General features: G+C 51.0%; 11 protein-coding genes and 1 pseudogene. 5 read left to right on the top strand and 7 right to left on the bottom strand.

What is annotated here, in order from left to right; translation table 11 throughout:
* Nucleotides 1-124 precede the first annotated feature (124 nt).
* Genes N7268_RS21715 through N7268_RS21705 form a run of 3 tightly spaced genes read left to right on the top strand, consistent with a single transcriptional unit; the run spans nucleotide 125 to nucleotide 2,509 of the window.
* Complete coding sequence (locus tag N7268_RS21715; protein ID WP_260864433.1) at nucleotides 125-1,003, top strand: hypothetical protein; 879 nt, start codon at nucleotides 125-127, stop codon at nucleotides 1,001-1,003.
* A gap of 40 nt (nucleotides 1,004-1,043) precedes the next feature.
* A complete protein-coding gene (locus N7268_RS21710) occupies nucleotides 1,044-2,024 on the top strand; it encodes an IS5-like element ISKpn26 family transposase (RefSeq protein ID WP_000019445.1) in 981 nt (326 codons plus the stop codon).
* Nucleotides 2,006-2,509 (top strand): hypothetical protein, encoded by a 504-nt coding sequence (locus tag N7268_RS21705; protein ID WP_260864432.1) that lies wholly within the window; start codon nucleotides 2,006-2,008, stop codon nucleotides 2,507-2,509. The genes N7268_RS21710 and N7268_RS21705 overlap by 19 nt, the downstream gene beginning before the upstream one ends.
* A 527-nt stretch (nucleotides 2,510-3,036) precedes the next feature.
* Here N7268_RS21705 and N7268_RS21700 read toward each other — a convergent pair.
* From N7268_RS21700 to N7268_RS21670, 7 genes are read right to left on the bottom strand one after another with little or no spacing between them, the layout of a single operon-like run.
* Nucleotides 3,037-3,507 carry a hypothetical protein gene (locus N7268_RS21700; RefSeq protein ID WP_260864431.1) on the bottom strand — a complete coding sequence of 157 codons (471 nt, stop codon included), beginning with the start codon at nucleotides 3,505-3,507 and terminating at the stop codon, nucleotides 3,037-3,039.
* Nucleotides 3,494-4,258 carry a transcriptional regulator gene (locus tag N7268_RS21695; protein WP_260864430.1) on the bottom strand — a complete coding sequence of 255 codons (765 nt, stop codon included), beginning with the start codon at nucleotides 4,256-4,258 and terminating at the stop codon, nucleotides 3,494-3,496. Before N7268_RS21695 ends, N7268_RS21700 begins: the two co-directional genes overlap by 14 nt.
* Before the next feature lie 55 nt (nucleotides 4,259-4,313).
* The gene (locus N7268_RS21690; RefSeq protein ID WP_260864429.1) at nucleotides 4,314-5,006 is read right to left on the bottom strand and encodes a molecular chaperone; all 693 of its coding nucleotides are present in this window, start codon (nucleotides 5,004-5,006) and stop codon (nucleotides 4,314-4,316) included.
* Entirely contained in the window at nucleotides 4,978-6,321 is a 1,344-nt protein-coding gene (locus tag N7268_RS21685) for a fimbrial protein (protein ID WP_260864428.1), read from the bottom strand. Before N7268_RS21685 ends, N7268_RS21690 begins: the two co-directional genes overlap by 29 nt.
* A 2-nt stretch (nucleotides 6,322-6,323) precedes the next feature.
* Nucleotides 6,324-8,798 carry a fimbria/pilus outer membrane usher protein gene (locus N7268_RS21680; RefSeq protein ID WP_260864427.1) on the bottom strand — a complete coding sequence of 825 codons (2,475 nt, stop codon included), beginning with the start codon at nucleotides 8,796-8,798 and terminating at the stop codon, nucleotides 6,324-6,326.
* A complete protein-coding gene (locus tag N7268_RS21675) occupies nucleotides 8,785-9,498 on the bottom strand; it encodes a molecular chaperone (protein WP_260864426.1) in 714 nt (237 codons plus the stop codon). The genes N7268_RS21680 and N7268_RS21675 overlap by 14 nt, the downstream gene beginning before the upstream one ends.
* Before the next feature lie 14 nt (nucleotides 9,499-9,512).
* Nucleotides 9,513-10,067, bottom strand: a complete 555-nt coding sequence (locus N7268_RS21670) for a fimbrial protein (RefSeq protein WP_260864425.1) — start codon at nucleotides 10,065-10,067, stop codon at nucleotides 9,513-9,515.
* A 1,173-nt stretch (nucleotides 10,068-11,240) separates the two neighbouring features.
* Between N7268_RS21670 and N7268_RS21660 the strand changes: the two are divergent.
* Both N7268_RS21660 and N7268_RS21655 read left to right on the top strand, forming a co-directional pair.
* Nucleotides 11,241-16,546, top strand: a pseudogene (locus tag N7268_RS21660) (peroxidase family protein).
* Nucleotides 16,547-16,556: 10 nt separating this feature from the next.
* A complete protein-coding gene (locus tag N7268_RS21655) occupies nucleotides 16,557-18,296 on the top strand; it encodes a type I secretion system permease/ATPase (RefSeq protein ID WP_260864422.1) in 1,740 nt (579 codons plus the stop codon).

Here is an 18,296-nt window from a genome sequence, read left to right as displayed (position 1 = left end):
TTCAGTCTAAATAGTTTGTTATCGCTATAAATAAATTTACCGAGATCATCAGTCATCATAAAATAGTGTGCTTTAGTTATTTAATCCGACACCATGGTTATCTGGCTTGTTTTTGAGGTGATACATGATTCTCAGATCTCTTGTCCTTTCGGTAAAAACCTGGCTTAGCGCCGTGTTTTCGTCGGGCCGAGCGCCGCTGAAACCTGGGGATGACGATCTGCTGATTGTTAACTCTGCAATATTTCCACTGATCACGCTAGGTCTTATTGCCATCATTACCATCAACTTTGATATTGCGTTAGGGAGTTTTCTGTTATGGGTGATGGCCTGCCTTGCAGTGGGAGCTGGAATCGGTTTCCTGTTTGGTATTCCTCGAGCGGGAAGTAAAAACATCACCAGTGCGAAAGCAAGCGATCAAACAAAAGCTCTGACATCCACTGCAGCAACCGATGATTATCAGGGGCGGCCAAATACCAATCTTGAAGAAGTTTCAGACTGGTTGACTAAAATAATTGTCGGTTTAACCCTGGTTAATGCAAAAGCGATTGGCCATCATTTAATGGGACTTAGCCGGCATGTTGCGGCCTCGATGAGCGACAAATCTCCCAGTGAGAGTTTTGTGTCACTAGCGCTAGCCTTAATTTTAGGGTTTTCGACAATCGGTTTTTTGTGCGGTTATTTATATACGCGTCTTTTTTTACAAGGGGCGTTCCAGCGTTCGGACAACCAGTTTTATAAAGCGCTCGATGTTGCTTTAAAAACCAATACGGAAGGGTTTGTCAAAGACGGGGTTCCTGTTGTACCTACCCCAGCAGATGTGGCGATAGCAAAAAAAATCAAAGACTCACTTCCCGGAAATAATCCTGAAGCGATTAAGCCCAGTCTCGATAGTCTGGTTAACGACTATGAACAGGCCCGGATCTCAATGCCTTCGGGTGATAATCGTACGCTAATGATGTCCTCCATTTCTGCTAGGGAAGGTGCGAACAAGTTCCTGATATGAGATCATCATATTCATCCGGAGCGCATCCCAGAGGGACATCATGAGCCATCAACTCACCTTCGCCGATAGTGAATTCAGCACTAAGCGCCGTCAGACCCGAAAAGAGATTTTCCTCTCCCGCATGGAGCAGATTCTGCCATGGCAGAATATGACCGCTGTCATCGAGCCGTTTTATCCCAAGGCGGGCAATGGCCGACGGCCCTATCCGCTGGAGACCATGCTGCGTATTCACTGCATGCAGCATTGGTACAACCTGAGCGACGGTGCCATGGAAGATGCCCTGTACGAAATCGCCTCCATGCGCCTGTTTGCCCGATTATCCCTGGATAGCGCCCTGCCGGATCGCACCACCATCATGAATTTCCGCCACCTGCTCGAGCAGCATCAACTGGCCCGTCAATTGTTCAAGACCATCAATCGCTGGCTGGCCGAAGCAGGCGTCATGATGACCCAAGGCACTTTGGTGGATGCCACCATCATTGAGGCACCCAGCTCTACCAAGAACAAAGAGCAGCAACGCGATCCGGAGATGCATCAGACCAAGAAAGGCAATCAGTGGCACTTTGGCATGAAGGCCCACATTGGTGTCGATGCCAAGAGTGGCCTGACCCACAGCCTAGTCACCACCGCGGCCAACGAGCATGACCTCAATCAGCTGGGTAATCTGCTTCATGGAGAGGAGCAATTTGTCTCAGCCGATGCCGGCTACCAAGGAGCGCCACAGCGCGAGGAGCTGGCCGAGGTGGATGTGGACTGGCTGATCGCCGAGCGTCCCGGCAAGGTAAAAACCTTGAAGCAGCATCCGCGCAAGAACAAAACGGCCATCAACATCGAATACATGAAAGCCAGCATCCGTGCCAGGGTGGAGCACCCGTTTCGCATCATCAAGCGGCAGTTCGGCTTCGTGAAAGCCAGATACAAAGGGCTGCTGAAAAACGATAACCAACTGGCGATGTTATTCACCCTGGCCAACCTGTTTCGGGTGGACCAAATGATACGTCAGTGGGAGAGATCTCAGTAAAAACCGGAAATAACGCCAGAAATGGTGGAAAAAATAGCCTAAATAGGCTGATTCGATGTGTTTGCGGGAAAAAAATCGGCCCAGATCCGCGAAATTTTAATCAGCGAGTCAGCTTGGGAAGAAATGACCTGCTTATTCGCACCTTCCCTAGCATGCGGCGTCTGGGGCTTGCGGCGAAAAATTACCTGCCACAGTTAACAGTCAGCAATTCCCCCGGTAAACGGTTGGCTGCGGTTTGCATTCTGCAAATGGATTTTGACCCTAACTATATTACCTGGCTTGCCAACCGATTGTACGAAGAACCCGCATTCTGTGGCTATCAGGCGGCCAGTGTGCTTAGCACTCGAATGGCACTTGTAGGCACTCAGGAGAAAACAGAGATTATTAATGCAGTAAAAAATGCCAAACAAGTTATGACTGACAGAAATACACCAACTGACCCTGGCCGCGATGCATTAATTGACAGCATCCTTGCTTCATCATGAGTCAAGTCGTTGGTTGACAGTTGGAGCCACTGACACGCCCGATGACAGCATCGGAGATACTTAGTCATAAACCCGTATCGGTGATGAAATTGCCGGGAATGATACTGTACCGAACGAACTCATGAATCCATGAAAACCGAGTGCATGCAAAAGAGACCAAAAACAGGGTTCAGAGGATTAATTCATGAAGTTCTCTGGGTGTGCGTTTATAATTATATTAAAAACATCCACTTAAATCAGATGTATATGATGACCTTGTCTTATAAACTAGATTCTCACACAACATAAGTTAAATGCAATTACAGCGCACTCACAGATGAGGCTTCTCGCTAAGTTCACCTGTTTGACGGTGGTCTGTACGACGATTAATCTCCCCGCCTTTCTCCTGACGGATGTCCGGGCTTTAAAATATCAGGCATTATGGCCATTCGTCTTTAAACAGATCGTCTTCATCCTGGTGTGGTATCTGTTCAATGAATTCGGCCCCTACTGCCAGTCACTTAAGGTGACCAGCAGTCTATTTGCCCTTAATGCCGGCAAAACACCGACGGTGAGCGGCTCGTGTAGAACTGCCAGGTGCTGCTGTTAAGCCGCAATATGCTGAAATAAAAAGGCTCTTTCGGTTTTAAGTAAAAATCCGGCAGAGTCCTTGCCAGCAAAGGATGGATCGTCGTGCCACCTGCACTGGAGGCCACATTTTCTGACTCGAGGAAATAATCATCATCTTTGCGGGTGAAGGTAAACCAGACATTCTGATTCACTGCTAATGTTTCACCGTTATTATCAGTGATTTGTCCACGTAAAATAGCGACACCGCGAGCTCCATTAAATACGTATCTGACTGAAATATCGCCACGAATATCAGGATACTCCATCAGTAATTCCCCGGAGCAATCGAAATGCGAACGTTGCCAGTTTTGTAACAACAGCGTAGTGGTAATCGTTATCACTACTGCGATGACGATGAAAATACTCCACTTTATATTACGTACCCACATTTCTGGACTCCGTGAAATAATAGTGTGTCACGCAATCATTATCCTGCCAGCGGCTATATTTCTGTCGGCAGGTTAATGCAGACATCCGCGGGAAATTCGGATACAGCGTGAGATAAATCCACGGGTAACTTTGGCAATCCAATGTACTGGTTTGTATAAATTTTTGATGCTTATCGAACTTCAACACATCCGGATTTGCATACCAGTGACATCCCTCCCCTACATTCAGCGGCACATAACGGCTAAGTCGGGAATCAAATTGCAACTGCCAGGTGACGAATGAGGCTAAAAAACAGCAGATTACCCCTGCCACAATCCACCAAAGTGCCTGTTTATTCGAGGGTTTCGGTGTTGGCTTAATCGTGGCAATCTCGGCGACGACGGGCTCCTCGTAAACGATCTCATCGATCTCTTGCTCCAGTACGTCCAGTTGCGGTTCCAGGCGTATCCCGACTTTCGGCACGGTGACAATCAGTTCTTCATTCAGACCAAGCTCTTTAAACGCGCGGCGCAGCAATGAAATATTCTGATAGAAGGTATTATTGGTGACCTGGGCGCCGTTAATAAACCAGACATGTTCGAAAAAATAATCACGTTCAATAACCTGCCCTTGTTGTTGAATTAACAATAATAAACAACGAGTTGCCGGGTTACTTAACGTTATGCGTTTCGAGTCATCTGATTTTGCGTGTAATACATTTAGCTCTGGCCAGAATACAACGCTGCTGTTGAGCAAAAAAACGTTTGCCATCATGTTCCCTGAATGTGCATTTTTGTCAGTTTAGTCGAAGTGAGTTCATCCTTTGTTAATTCACGACAGCTGAAAATCCCCAACGATTTCCTTCATCGTTAATCACTGTAAAGTTTATCTTATTCTCTCGCATTTCAGGAGCAGCTGAATTAAAAATCATACGCCGGGAATACGGAGAAACCACTATTCCGCTTGTGGAATAGTCTCCCGAAGAAACATTTGCCAGTGTTATATTCCATGAACTCTCATTTACAGCATAAATCGCTCCATCTTGATAGTGAAAGCTCAGACGATTGACGGTTTTTTCAGTTAACACACCTGTATTTTGAGGTCTCCATAGGACTTTTAGCTGATTTCGAAGCGTTAAGCGCACTTTTTCACCAGTTGACGGTGTGCTCATCTCCGGCGGAATTTGATAAATGTTAAGCCAGAATAGTGATTCACGATCGTCGGCAAGCCCTTTACCGGTGGTCATGATCCGCAGCTCTCGCTGATCTCCCGGCTGGATTTTCAGTACCGGTGGCAGGACGATGAAAGGTGCACTGGCTTGTGACGGCCCATTTTCTGGCGAACCGTCATCTACCCAGCTTTGCACCACCACCGGATAACCGCCATCGTTCACTAACATCACTGTACGTAGCGTCTCTCCATGGTTGAAGATAACCCTGGTCGTGTTGATATTGACGGCTGCCTGTACGTCAAATGCCAATAGCCAAAGGCTACTGAATACGCAATAAAACTTGTACATGTGATTGATAACTCCCTGCGGTTACCGTATCTGCCCCAAAACTGGCCAGCCGAGCTTCGAAGGTTTCACTGTAGTAATTGACGCCATCCTGACTCCCATTTTGCTGCGTATTGCTGCCAATAACCGGCATCCAGCCGCCTTCTGTGCCGCTGCCTGCTGTCGATACCGCCATAAAATTCACAGGATTACCGGCCCGATAAACGCGCACGCCAACGCCACGCGCATGCCCTGGCGCACCGTATTGCGTATCAAGCAGCCAGGTTACCGTTTTCCCGGTGATCAAATTAAAACCCCAGGCGCTGTTGACGCTACTTTCGGGTGCCAGTAACCCCATCGCCACATTATTCTTCCCGGTCGCAACGCCCGAAATAACCGCTGATTCGCAGGCAAAACCTATCTGAAAAGGCGCAGAGGAATATTCCCCTTGTTTAAGTTGAGCTACCGTAATAACAGGCAGATGCACGACCGGGGTAAAGTCCGTAACCTGGCACATTGCCGCGCGTTTGATGGTGATCCCGTTGTTGTACAGGCTTATCACCGACGGCCAGTCATTGGCCCAGCCGGCCCAGTTGCCGCCACGATGTGGCTGCCCGATGTTAATCCCCCAGGACGTTGTTCCCGGCCCGCGAAAAACCACATAAGCATTGGGATTCACATAACCGTTATAGGTGGCGGACTGTGCCTGATTGAGGTAATAGCGCGTATCCAGCGTTTTGATAAGCTCTGCACTTATCGTGGAAAAGTTTTTGGCTTTAATCAGGTAATTGCCATTGGCGTCGAGATCCAGATTTTCCAACGGGCGTTGTTGCCAGCTATCGGTAAAGACGCTGCCCGTTGCGTCATGGGTCAGGCGCAAGGCAACATTCTTAATCACGGTTAAATAGGCGCCTGGTACATCTGTGGCCTCATACCAGCCGGCATAAGCATCATCGCCGTTGGTTGACCAGGCCTCATAGAGCTGCCCGGCGGTATCCGGCGTACAGCGGAAAAAGACCTGCTCTGGATCGTAGCCCCCGCCCTTATGTGCATAGGTCGTAAACGGAATCCCACCGCTGGATGTCAGGATTGTCCCTGCGGGCTGGAAACTGCTGTTACTGGTGATATCAACCGATTTACTGAGCCCCGGCAGCACTCCGTTCCAGGCATCGTTGCCGCCGCCAGAACGCCAGTCATTCGCAACGCCATCGGTAGCGGAACTGAGACGATGCGAACCTTGCGCACTGCTGCTACCGGATTTATAGGGATAGATAATGTATTCGCAAGCCGCGTGTACCCCCGAGGGAAGCAAGACTAACACCAGAATAAGTCGTTTCATGATCATCCTTTCACCACGCAGGTCAGCGTTAATGCAATCAGCGGTTCTGTGCGTTGTTGTTCGTTAAGTGCCCACGGTAGCGTGCAATCAGCCCCTTCGAGCGTCAGTCTTCCCTGCTCTCCCTCCACACGGGCATAAACCTGATTCCCCTGTGCCACCATACCTACCACGCGCCCCTGCCCATCGGTCACGGACATCCCTACAGGCAGCGTTACCTTGCTGTTCACCGTGATGAGCAATGGATAACCTGACAATGTTGCGAAACGCAATTTGACGGCGGCACCGGCCATCGGCGCAATACGTCGCTGACTCTCTTGTAGTTCAGCGTGGGTGTTCATTTCGCTACCGTCGAGCGTCACGTTGTTATAGCGATAAGGCGTTAATGACGATACCAGGGCGTAACCGGCATTATTGACGGTGGCGCCCTGCCCGCCGCCGACCCGGGCACCCGCTGCGCCCGGTGCTTCCACCAGAGCAAAGGTGTCTCCCACCCAGGGGCCTGCGATGACGCCATGGCGGTGCAAAACGACGGCCCCACGCATACCCGCAGTCCATTGCTGATAGTTCGGTGCCTGCGAGATACTGCCGTTCAGCGTGCCGAATGAGGTACTTTTTTGCAGAGACCCGCTCCAGTCGCTCACGTTGCCAGCGCCATCCTGCCCTTGTTGCCAGCCCGTGGACAGCGCGTAATTGAGCGTTTCCTCACTGTCGAGTGCGCCCGATAACGCCATCTGCGCATTGCGCCCAGCCTGCTGTGCCTGACTCGCAGAAAGCGCCAGCGTATGCTCGCGCTCACCCACGCCAAACGGTATCGAGAGCGTGAGTGTGGCGACATTCTCTGTTTGTGCCTGGGTATCATTTCCATTGCGCCACCAGGTGTCTTGCCTGCTAAAGGAGACACCAAGCGTGACGCGTCCGAGTGTGGTGTTGTATCCGGCCTGCAATTGCGAACTGCTTCCCCGATCGCCGTAGTAATCCATCATCGAGCCCGAAACCCACAGGTTTCCGTATCCACCCAGTGTCTGGTTTACCGTCGCGGTGAACTGGTTACGCTGGCGCAGGGTGTCCGAATGCCACTGCGTGTCGCCCCCTCTCACACTTCGCTCGCCCAGCACATCACCATAATCACGGTAACCTTCTGTTGAATAGCGATACCCGGCCAGCGCCACATGCGTACCTGTCGGGCTGAACGTTTTACTCCACTGGGTTTGCAGGCGCCAGCCACTCAGGGACTGAGAGGCGACCCGCGCCTGCGAACCGGTGATATCAACGCCAAAAGCCCCCATTGTCGTTGCCAGCACACCGCCCATCATCAGTGCCTGGTAATCATCACCGATACGCAAGGCTCCGTTCGCAGTCAGTAAATTGGTGACCCCGCGCTCCAGTGTGAAATCGGTAAATAAACTGTCGGCCGCACTGTAATCACGGTTTTTTCCTGCGACCAGTCCATAACGCCACGCACCAGGACGCAGTGACAACGGCACGCTGGCATAAGGCACGGTATAACCACTCTTGTTGCCATCAGCGCCGGTGATCTCAACCTGCAAATCGCCGTCCCAGGCCGTATTCGGTAAATCATCAAGCACGAAAGGACCTTGCGGCACGCTGGTTTCGTACAGCGTGCGGCCATTTTGCTTGATCACCACGCGCGAAGGCGTTGAGGCCGTCCCCCGAATTTCTGGCGCATAGCCACGACGCGACTGTGGCCACATGCGCTGATCGGTTTCCAGCTTGATGCCAGTAAACGCCATGCTGCCAAGCAAATTACCTGATGTATAACTTTCACCAACGGTCAATACGCTTTCCAGTTTTGCGATAGGATGCTGCAGCCAGGTTTGTAGCGCGTCCCAACGCTGGCTTTCACGATTATCATCACGACGCCAGTTAGCAGAAGACTGTTGGCGAAATTGCCAACTGCCCAGGTTGAAGCCGCTGTTAAGTCCCAGCCAGCCATAATCGCTTTGCTGTCCACCATTTTTATTGTGATAGATGTGCAGGTTGTAATTGCTGAACAAAACACTTTCGCCACTCTGCCATTGCGAGGGAGGAACATAATCCTGCGGCACGCGTTTAAGTGCTGCCTGTGGCACGCTCAAATTCAGGCGCAGCAGACCCTGGTCGAAATCCCATTGCCCGCCACTGATCCATGAGCCAGGTTCAATACAGGCATCCTCCGGCAGTTCAGTTGTCGCCTTAACACCCTGCTCATTCCAGAATTTCGCCGAAAGACAGGGCGCAATCTGACCTTCGCTATTCTGTTGAAACAGCACATCCTCTCTGCTCACAAACTTCCCGTTCAGCCAGATATCCACACTGTATCGCCCGGCAGCGATAGCCGCGTGATCGTTAAACTGCGCCAGGCCTTTTTCATAACCACTGCCCAGCAATAACGACTCATCAAACGTGTAATCGGTTGCAAAAACGGGTGTTGTACTGGACAGAAGTAACCACCACCAGTGCGGATTAATGGCGGACATGACCCGAATTCTCCACCGCCACACGTCCGGTCAAGGTCGCACCCTGATCGTTAATCCAGCGCATCTGCGCATCGGTAACCCGGGTAATTTTTGCCGGCCATGAAACCGTTGCCCAGGGAGCAACCGTTTCACTTTGAATTCGCTGTTTTTTACCCGCGCCGCTCACGTCAAGCGAAGACAAAGCAAGGTAATAACCGGAGTTGTTGTGCAAAAACAGGTTGCCATCCGCGAGCCAGACCCGACTGCTCCCCGCCATCTCCAGCGGTGAGCCCACCAGCCCTTTTGGCCTCACTAAAACTTTTACGCGACTGCGGATCAGTACCAGTAGCTGATTATCAGCCTGTGCACCTTTTTCCGTCGGTGGGATCTGAATAAAGTTGAACCACCACAGGGATTCTCTGTCCTGGGCGACAGGTTTACCGACATAACGTAGCCGCACGGTTTGCCCTGTCCGGGCCGCCAGCCGGAAGACTGGCGGGGTCGTGACAAAAGGCGCGTTTGCGGTGTGCGGAACGGATTGTGCGTTGCCATCATCCAGCCAGACCTGGACGACACCGGGGAAATCGTCATGGTTGGTTAACTGCACACTGACTTCCCGGCTGTCTGCCGGATAGATAATCCGACTGCCGGTCATCACGATGCTGGCCTGCGCGCCGACGCACATCAGCATTCCGGCCAAAACGAACGCCCATCCTTTCATCTCATTGGGCTCGTTTACAGGTAGGTGACTGCGTACTGCACAGTGCCGATTACCGTCCCTGCGGTCGCACCGCCGTTCGGGCTGAAATACTGTACGGCAAAGTCATGCTCGCCGCTGGTACTGCCAGCCGCCACGGTAATTCCGTCAATCGGCGCTGCGGAGCGAAGATCAATTGCTGTTGTCCCCGTACTGTCGGTCATCAGCTGTAATTCTACGTTTTGCGCCGTACCGGTGTTGGCGAGATTACCTCGCTCGGTCATATTATTGGCAACGAAAACCGTTTTGATATCCAGCGCATCAGTATCGAGAGTACAACCTGTAACACCCAGGGTGAAGGCCGTCAGTCCTGCAGAAGAGGCTGTGTTTGCCAGCTCACTTTTAGCCACCGATGGCAGTAATACCACGGGACGCGCATTTACACCGTTAACGGTGACTTCACAAGTTTGCTCTGTCACTTCACCTTTAAACGTGATGGTATTCGCTGAATCCGCATACGCTGTCTGAGTGATTAACAACGCCAGACTACTGGCAACAAATATACGGTTGGCGTGAGAAATATTGAATTTCATATTATCTGTCCTTAATAAAGAAATACACTGACATCCTGACAATGCAACGCAATAGCACCCCTCCGCGAAAATCGGAATATTTATTTGCGTCTGACAAAGAGGCCAGTAAGGTCTTGTAGCATCATAGGAGTAACCCTACGATGACTGCTAGTTTAAGAAAATTCCCAATAATGAAAACCTTTGTTTTCTCAAATAACATAAAGAGCGATCTTAAATAAGAAAAAGATGAGCTTAAGGTGGTGTAATGCTTTGTTTTTGCTGAGTTAATACAAAATCCCATGCTGATAAGAAAATTTTTCTTAACTCTATAAAAATGAGACAACACGCATGATTTTCATTACTTAATAATATGAGCTATCACATAAATGCATTTCTGTTGTTTCAAAATGCCCCCGATATACCGGGTATTGGCACGTAATAAGGTTCATTGCGTAAGATTTATTGGGAGTGTCTAATAATAAAGGCGATGAGATCGGTGAATGCAGGAGTATACAGTAAGCATTGCAAGCCTGATTTAAGCAGAGATGAAGATCGAATTTGTCGCCTGTGAGCAGATTTATGACAATTAGCAACCTTCCCTGTCCATCCAGGACACTTCAGTTCCCATCATTTTATATCAGGTGAAAAAGACTCTCTAAGACAGAGTTATTATGGTAAGTGGCGTCTTAAAGGCTGCCAGGAAGACAATGTCGAGGCATGTATTCCTTAAGTGCATCATCTATAGCGTAAAAATAAATTGACATTATTTGAAATGTAAAGAAATGAAAATTCAATATTATTCATAAAAAAGTATGAGTGAAGTCGTTCACGGAAAATCCATAGTTATGATCATAACAAAAATGTAATGCGAGCTAAAAACGCTAAGAACTTAAATATTGTGAAGACATCGTCTTCCGAAAACGTGTGCCCTGAATATACCTGAAAATTCAACGGGACACGGCCCCCTACCCCTGTATAACTGAATACATAAGTGAGGTGAATACATTATTACGCTAAGTAAAAACGTCAGGAGAATAACTCTAAATACGTAGTGAATATCTTAGCTATTTGAATAAAGGGATTTTGGCGTTAATTAAAATTAAGCATCAAATACGACTCATTCTCATGTTTATATGTAAACAGCAGAATTGAGTGATGATAGCGAATTCAAGGTAAAGATAGGGGTAATTATTTATGGCCTCACAATATGACTTTACTGTCACACTGCACGATCTTGCGTTTATTCTCAAGCAGATCAAAATCTCTGAAGCCGCCACCAACCCGGACGGTTCCATCAATGGCGAGGAGCTTCGTGAATCAGTCTCCAGCCCACTGCTACCCTACGGATTACGTACTGTCGATGGTTCCTGGAATAGTCTGATACCAGGCCAGGAGTTATACGGTTCTGCCGATCAGACAATGCCGAGGTTAACGGTATTAAACTGGCAAGATGCCGATCTGGGAACCAGCTATTTCCAACTCGGGGGAATGGTTGTAGATGCAGATCCCCGTATTATCAGTAACTTAATCTCAGACCAGACAGCCTCTAACCCGGCCGCGCTTGACGTATTCAACGCGTTAAAAGGTGAACCCGGCGGTGGAACCGTCTCTGAAAATGGCAGTTTGTCGATTCCTAACCAGTCTCCTGATGTGGGCCTCTCCCCCGCCTTTAACGGCTGGATGACGTTCTTTGGTCAGTTTTTTGATCACGGTCTGGATCTGATCCCTAAAGGGGGAAACGGCATTGTCTTTATTCCATTACAACCCGATGACCCATTATATGAAGAAGGGTCCCCCAATAACTTTATGATCCTAACCCGGGCAACGGTTGATGAAAATCGTGAAACAATCAACACCACGACCCCGTTTATTGATCAAAACCAAACCTACACTTCCCACCCTTCGCATCAGATTTTCATTCGTGAATACGTATTAATAGACGGAAAACCCGAGCCTACCGGTAATTTGTTGGGCGGCGCTAACGGTGGTCTTGCAACCTGGGCTGACGTCAAACATCAGGCTGAAACCTTGCTGGGCATTAAACTCACCGATCAGGATGTCTTTAATGTCCCACTGCTGGCGACTGACCGCTACGGTAATTTGATATTAAGTGAGAACGGTAAAGTACAAATTGCTACGAAAGGCGGATTGGTTGAAGCCAACGGTGACGTCTTACCCGCAGATACCTTCCGCACCGGGCATGCGTTTCTGGATGATATTGCACACACCGCGGTCCCGAAAGGTCTCATCGCCGATGAGGACGGGGATATTGGCGGCGTACAAGCTGCCGGAACCTATGACAATGAACTGCTCGACCGCCACTTCATTACCGGCGACGGGCGTGGGAATGAAAACATTGGCTTAACGGCGGTACATGCCGTGTTCCACAGCGAACACAATATAAAACGACCCTGCTGGAAACCGGCGACGTTGACCTGATCAACCAATGGTTGATGCCGAACCACCAAATCACGGAATTGCCTGCCGATACCAGTACGCTGGTCTGGAACGGTGAGTATCTGTTCCAGGCGGGACGCTTCTCCACAGAAATGCAGTACCAGCACCTTGTGTTCGAGGAGTTTGCACGTACCGTACAACCCGCGGTTGATCCGTTTGTCTTCTCAAATACGGCTGATATTAACCCGCTAATCTTTGCTGAGTTTGCGCATGTGGTTTACCGTTTTGGGCACTCGATGCTCACAGAAACCGTGGCGCGCACCGACAGTAATATGCAAAACGGTGATATCGACTTGATTTCAGCGTTTCTTAACCCGGTGGCCTTTAACCAAATTAACGGGGCTACCGTTACCGACGATCAGGCCATTGGCGCGATTGTACGCGGTATGACGCGACAGGTTGGTAACGAGATCGATGAGTTTATTACCGATGCGCTGCGTAATAACCTCATCGGGTTACCGCTTGATTTAGGTGCGCTTAACATCGCCCGCGGACGTGATACGGCGATGCCGACACTGAACCAGGCGCGCGAACAGTTCTTTGCCTTAAGCGGAGACAGCCAGCTTCGGCCCTATACCAGTTGGGCTGATTTTACAACGTACCTGAAAAACCCCGCCTCCATCATTAACTTTATGGCCGCGTACGGTCAGCACGAGCTGATCCTCAACGCCACCTCCCTCGAAGGTAAACGCGCCGCCGTTAACTTCCTGTTGTTTGGGGATAAAAACAACGCCCCACCAGCAGATGCAATGGACTTCTTCAACAGTACGGGGACATGGGCGACCAAAGAAACCGGCCTGAATATGGTGGATTTCTGGATTGGCGGTCTTGCTGAACGCAAAAACGAGTTTGGCGGCATGCTCGGCTCAACCTTCAACTTTGTCTTTGAAACGCAAATGGAAATGTTGCAGGACGGCGACCGTTTCTACTATCTGAGCCGCGTTCAGGGACTGAATTTGCTCAATGAACTGGAGGCGAACTCGTTCTCGGCGCTGGTCATGCGTAACAGCGATCTGGGGGATGAGGGTTCCTCTCACCTGCCGGCGAATCTCTTCCAGACCCCGGATCATATTTTCGAAGTGAACCGTGTGCTGCAAACAGAGATCGACCCCAAATGGGGTAACCCACTGAAAGACCTGCTCACGCCTTTGCTGGTACGCCGTGATCCGGGCGCGGATGTGAATAACGATGGCCATGCTGACGGTGGTTATCTTAAATATACCGGTGACGGACACGTGGTGCTCGGGGGTACTGCCGGAAACGACACGCTGATCGGTGGTAAAGGTATCGACAGTCTGTGGGGGGATGGCGGCGATGATCGTCTTGATGGTGGCGATGAAGCCGACGTCGTTCATGGCGGTGACGGTGATGACATCATTACAGACACCGGAACGCCGGTGGGTGATGCCGACTTCCTGCACGGTGATGCCGGGCATGACGTCATCTTCTCCGGTAATGGTAACGATCTGGTCTTTGGCGGCACTGGCAGTGACTTCGTGGTGGTCGGCGAAGATGCGCAGGAAGTCTTCTCCGGTCAGGATAACGACTTTGCACTCGGCGGTTCAGGCGCAGATTTCCTGTTGGGCAATGAAGGCGATGACTGGCTGGAAGGCGGTGATGGATTCGATACCCTCGCCGGGGACAACTCCGAGCTGTTCTTCAACAGTACGATCATTGGCCACGATGTTCTGAATGGTCAGGGTAACGATACTGACTACGATGGCGAGGCCGGTGACGACATCATGGTTCAGGGCGCGGGTATTCAGCGCAACAACGGTATGGCCGGTTTCGACTGGGCCATCCATAAAGGCGACCCGAACGGCGCGAACTCCGACCTCGGGATCCCTATTTTCGTTAACCAGCAGGAGTTTATTCTGCGTGACCGTTTTGACCTGGTTGAAGGACTCTCGGGATGGAAACACAACGATGTGTTGATCGGGACTGAACAGCCTATCGGTACGGCGCCGGTTCAGGGTGTTCCCCTCTCCAACAACCTGACTCAGGAAGGCGCAGACAGAATCAATGGTCTGCAGGCGATTCTCGGCGTAGAGCGTTCTGCTAACCCTAATGCGGTGCTGCTGAACCCTGATGATGGCAGCGACATTTTGCTCGGCGGCGGTGGCAGCGACCGCATTACCGGTAAAGCGGGCAATGACATTATTGATGGCGATGCCTGGCTGAACGTGCGCATTGCTGTGACCGGTATGGCGGGTCTCACCAGTGCCGAAAGTATGGCCGAGTTGAAATCTTACATGCTGGCCGGCACGTTGAAACCGAATCAACTGTCAATCGTGCGTGAAATTCTCCGTGACGGTGATGGCACTGAAACTGACGTTGCGGTGTATCGCGATATCAGCAGCAACTATGCCTTTACCCGTATGGCAGACGGTAGCCTGCGGGTTAACCACGCGACGCCAGATGCCGCATTGAATCTTAATGACGGCATCGACCGCTTGCTGAACATCGAAAAACTGGAGTTTGGTAACGGTGAACAACTGTGGGTGACGGCACAAAAAGCGACGGGGGATCTTACCATCAGTAAGGGGGCGCCTTCGGTGGGCGACCTGCTTCGTGTTAACGTCGCGAATTTGCTGGACGGCAACGGTCTCGCCGCGGATGTGGCGATCACGATGACCTGGCAGGCACTGGTTAACGGTCAGTGGCGCGATCAGGCAACCGGTGCGGAGTTCAGAGTGCCGGGGTCAATCCAGGGTGCGCCACTGCGCGTTGTTGCCAGCTTTAACGACCGGATGGGTGATGCGGAAACCCTGGTATCGGCGCAGACTCAGGCGATCTTGCCACGAAATCAGGCGACAACCGGTTTGCCGGTCATCAATGACCTGACGCCGACGGAAAGCCTGACGCTGACCGCAATCGTATCGGGCATTGCCGATGCTGACGGTCTGAGCGGTGGTAATTTTAGCTACCAATGGCGGATGAGTTCCCCGACCGGGTTCGTCAATATCAACGGTGCTACAGCGGCCACCTACACGCCTGGCCAGGCGATGGTGGGCAGAACATTGCAGGTGGTGGTCACCGTTGTGGATGACGAAGGCAACCCCCCTGTGGTTCTGACCTCAACAACCACCCAACCCATCGGCGACCTTATGGTGGGGACGAACGGCGCGAACACGCTCACAGGTACGGCGTGGAGTGACATCCTGCGTGGCGAAGGCGGTAATGACAGCCTGTTTGGACGTGCGGGCGATGACCTGTTAGTCGGCGGTGCCGGGAACGACAACCTGTCTGGTGAAACGGGACAAGACACGCTACAGGGTGATGCGGGTAACGATACGCTCGACGGTGGTCAGGGGGCGGACAGCATGACCGGCGGAGCCGGCGATGACACCTATATCGTTGATGATGTGGGTGATGCTGTAATTGAAGGCCTGAATGGCGGATACGATATTGTCCGCACCAACCTCAGCAGTTACGACCTCACCGATAACGTAGAAGAGCTGGTGTATACCGGAAGCAGCAGCTTTATTGGTACCGGGAACGGTCTTGCCAACGTGATTACCGGCGGAAATGGTAATGACCAACTGTTTGGTATGGGCGGCAACGATCAGCTGTCTGGCGGTGTCGGAAATGACTTCCTGGATGGGGGCGATGGCGCGGATAACCTGCAGGGCGGCGTAGGCAATGACGTCATGATTGGCGGTGCGGGTGCCGATACGCTCTCCGGTGGAAGCGGCGACGATATCCTCAACGGTCAGGCAGGAAATGACGTCATGGATGGCGGTACCGGGAATGACATCTTCGCCTTTAGCGCAAACTTTGGCCAGGATCGTATCACCGGTTTCGACAGCAACCCCAACGGCGGTCAGGACTATCTGGATCTGGTATTCCTGGGCATTAACGCAGGTAATTTTGCCAGCAGCGTGGCTATCAGCGGCAGTAACGGCAATACCGTCGTCACCATCGGTGCGGACACCATTACGTTAGTGGGCGTCAATTCAACCACCGTCAATATCGGTGATTTTTATCTGGAAGTCCCCACAACATTTGCCAGCAACAATGGCAATAGTTCATTGATCGTATAAGGAGAAGACTATGTCGCGCCAGCATACGCCAACAGAACTGAATGATGCATTAAAAGGTACGAAACCCACTTTCCTTATGCTGTTGTTTTTTAGTTGTGTGATTAATATGCTTATGCTGGCGCCGGCAATTTATATGCTACAGGTTTATGACCGCGTTCTGGTCAGTAAAAATACCACGACGCTGTTAATGTTAACCTTATTAATTGTCGGCCTGTACATCATCATTGCCATGATTGAGTCTGCCCGTGCAAAGGTGATGGTTCGTTTGGGTAACCGGCTGGATATAAAGCTCAGCCAGTTGGTGTTTCATTCTGCTTTTAAACGAAAGATCGCAACCGGGGATAATAACCCTGCGCAGTCTTTAAACGAACTTGATCAGATACGCCAGTTTCTTTCCGGGAATAGTCTGTTTGCGCTGCTGGATATTCCGTGGACGCCCGTTTATTTATTCATCGCTTTTCTTGTCCACCCGTTGCTGGGATACCTGTCGCTGGGTGGGATAACGCTGCTATTTGTCCTGACGCTGGTCTCGGAGATTTCGACCAAACGCCCTATCCAGCAAGCCCATGCGTTAACCATCAATAATGCCAGCAGGCTGAATAAACAGTTACAGAATTCCGATGCCATTGAAGCGATGGGGATGCTCTCTACCCTCAAACTCAACTGGCAGGAGCAACATAACAAAGTACTGATGCTGCAAACGCAGATAGCCGATAAAACCACCGGACTCAGTTGCCTGGGTCGCTTCGTTCGGGTCCTGTTGCAATCTATTGCGCTGGGTGCAGGTGCATTGCTGGTGATCGGGGGGCAAATTACCCCGGGGCTAATGATTGCGGCGTCCATCATTCTGGGGCGCGTCCTGAACCCGGTAGAACAGGTTATCGGGAGCTGGAAGCAGTTTGTGCAGTTTCGTAGCGCGTGGAAACAGTTATCCGATTTACTCAAAGAGTATCCTGCGCCGAAAGAGGTACTGCCTCTGCCACGCCCAAAAGGGAACATCAGCGTTGAAGGTGTTTTTGCCGCTGCGCCCGGTCTTCATACTCCCATGTTACGCAATATCTCATTTCAGCTTGAACAAGGCGAAGTCCTTGGCATCATCGGCCCTTCTGCGTCGGGAAAAACATCGCTGGCTAAGGTACTGGTTGGCGTCTGGAAGCCGCTATCGGGAAAAGTCAGACTGGACGGCGCTGACATCTGCCAGTGGGACAAAACCTTACTTGGCCCGTCTATAGGTTATCTGCCGCAGGATGTCGAATTGTTTGACGGTTCGATTGCGCAAAACATCGCCCGTTTCACGAAGAATGACAGCGAACTGATCGTCTCCGCAGCAATGCTGGCGGGTGTTCATGAGATGATCCTGCGACTGCCTCAGGGATATGACACGTTGCTGGGTGCTGGCGGACACCAGCTATCGGGCGGTCAGCGTCAGCGCATTGGACTGGCTCGCGCCGTCTACAACAATCCGGCATTTCTGGTGCTTGATGAACCCAACGCCAATCTTGATGACGCCGGTGAATTTGCCCTCGTCAAAGCCATTAATACCCTGCGAACACAGGGACAAACCACCGTCATTATCTCACACCGCCCCACACTGCTCGGCGTGGTCAACAAGGTATTACTGCTTAACGATGGTGCCATTCAGGCATTTGGTAGTCGCGACGAGGTCTTTGCCAATCTGCGACAGGCCAATATTTTAAAACCGGTGGCGACCTCTTCTTCATCCAACACTGAACAAAAACGCGAGGCATGA

The organism is Citrobacter sp. Marseille-Q6884, from assembly GCF_945906775.1.
In the GTDB taxonomy this organism is placed as follows: Bacteria; Pseudomonadota; Gammaproteobacteria; order Enterobacterales; family Enterobacteriaceae; genus Citrobacter.
Note: the sequence above shows the minus strand (reverse complement) of the source record. Positions and strands in the feature narration are given on the sequence as shown.

Bases quoted from the DNA above. Each gene is read 5' to 3' on its own strand.
- N7268_RS21715 (WP_260864433.1), top strand. From the start codon at position 125: ATGATTCTCAGATCTCTTGTCCTTTCGGTAAAAACCTGGCTTAGCGCC.
- N7268_RS21710 (WP_000019445.1), top strand. From the start codon at position 1,044: ATGAGCCATCAACTCACCTTCGCCGATAGTGAATTCAGCACTAAGCGC.
- N7268_RS21700 (WP_260864431.1), bottom strand. From the start codon at position 3,507: ATGTGGGTACGTAATATAAAGTGGAGTATTTTCATCGTCATCGCAGTA.
- N7268_RS21695 (WP_260864430.1), bottom strand. From the start codon at position 4,258: ATGGCAAACGTTTTTTTGCTCAACAGCAGCGTTGTATTCTGGCCAGAG.
- N7268_RS21690 (WP_260864429.1), bottom strand. From the start codon at position 5,006: ATGTACAAGTTTTATTGCGTATTCAGTAGCCTTTGGCTATTGGCATTT.
- N7268_RS21685 (WP_260864428.1), bottom strand. From the start codon at position 6,321: ATGAAACGACTTATTCTGGTGTTAGTCTTGCTTCCCTCGGGGGTACAC.
- N7268_RS21680 (WP_260864427.1), bottom strand. From the start codon at position 8,798: ATGTCCGCCATTAATCCGCACTGGTGGTGGTTACTTCTGTCCAGTACA.
- N7268_RS21675 (WP_260864426.1), bottom strand. From the start codon at position 9,498: ATGAAAGGATGGGCGTTCGTTTTGGCCGGAATGCTGATGTGCGTCGGC.
- N7268_RS21670 (WP_260864425.1), bottom strand. From the start codon at position 10,067: ATGAAATTCAATATTTCTCACGCCAACCGTATATTTGTTGCCAGTAGT.
- N7268_RS21655 (WP_260864422.1), top strand. From the start codon at position 16,557: ATGTCGCGCCAGCATACGCCAACAGAACTGAATGATGCATTAAAAGGT.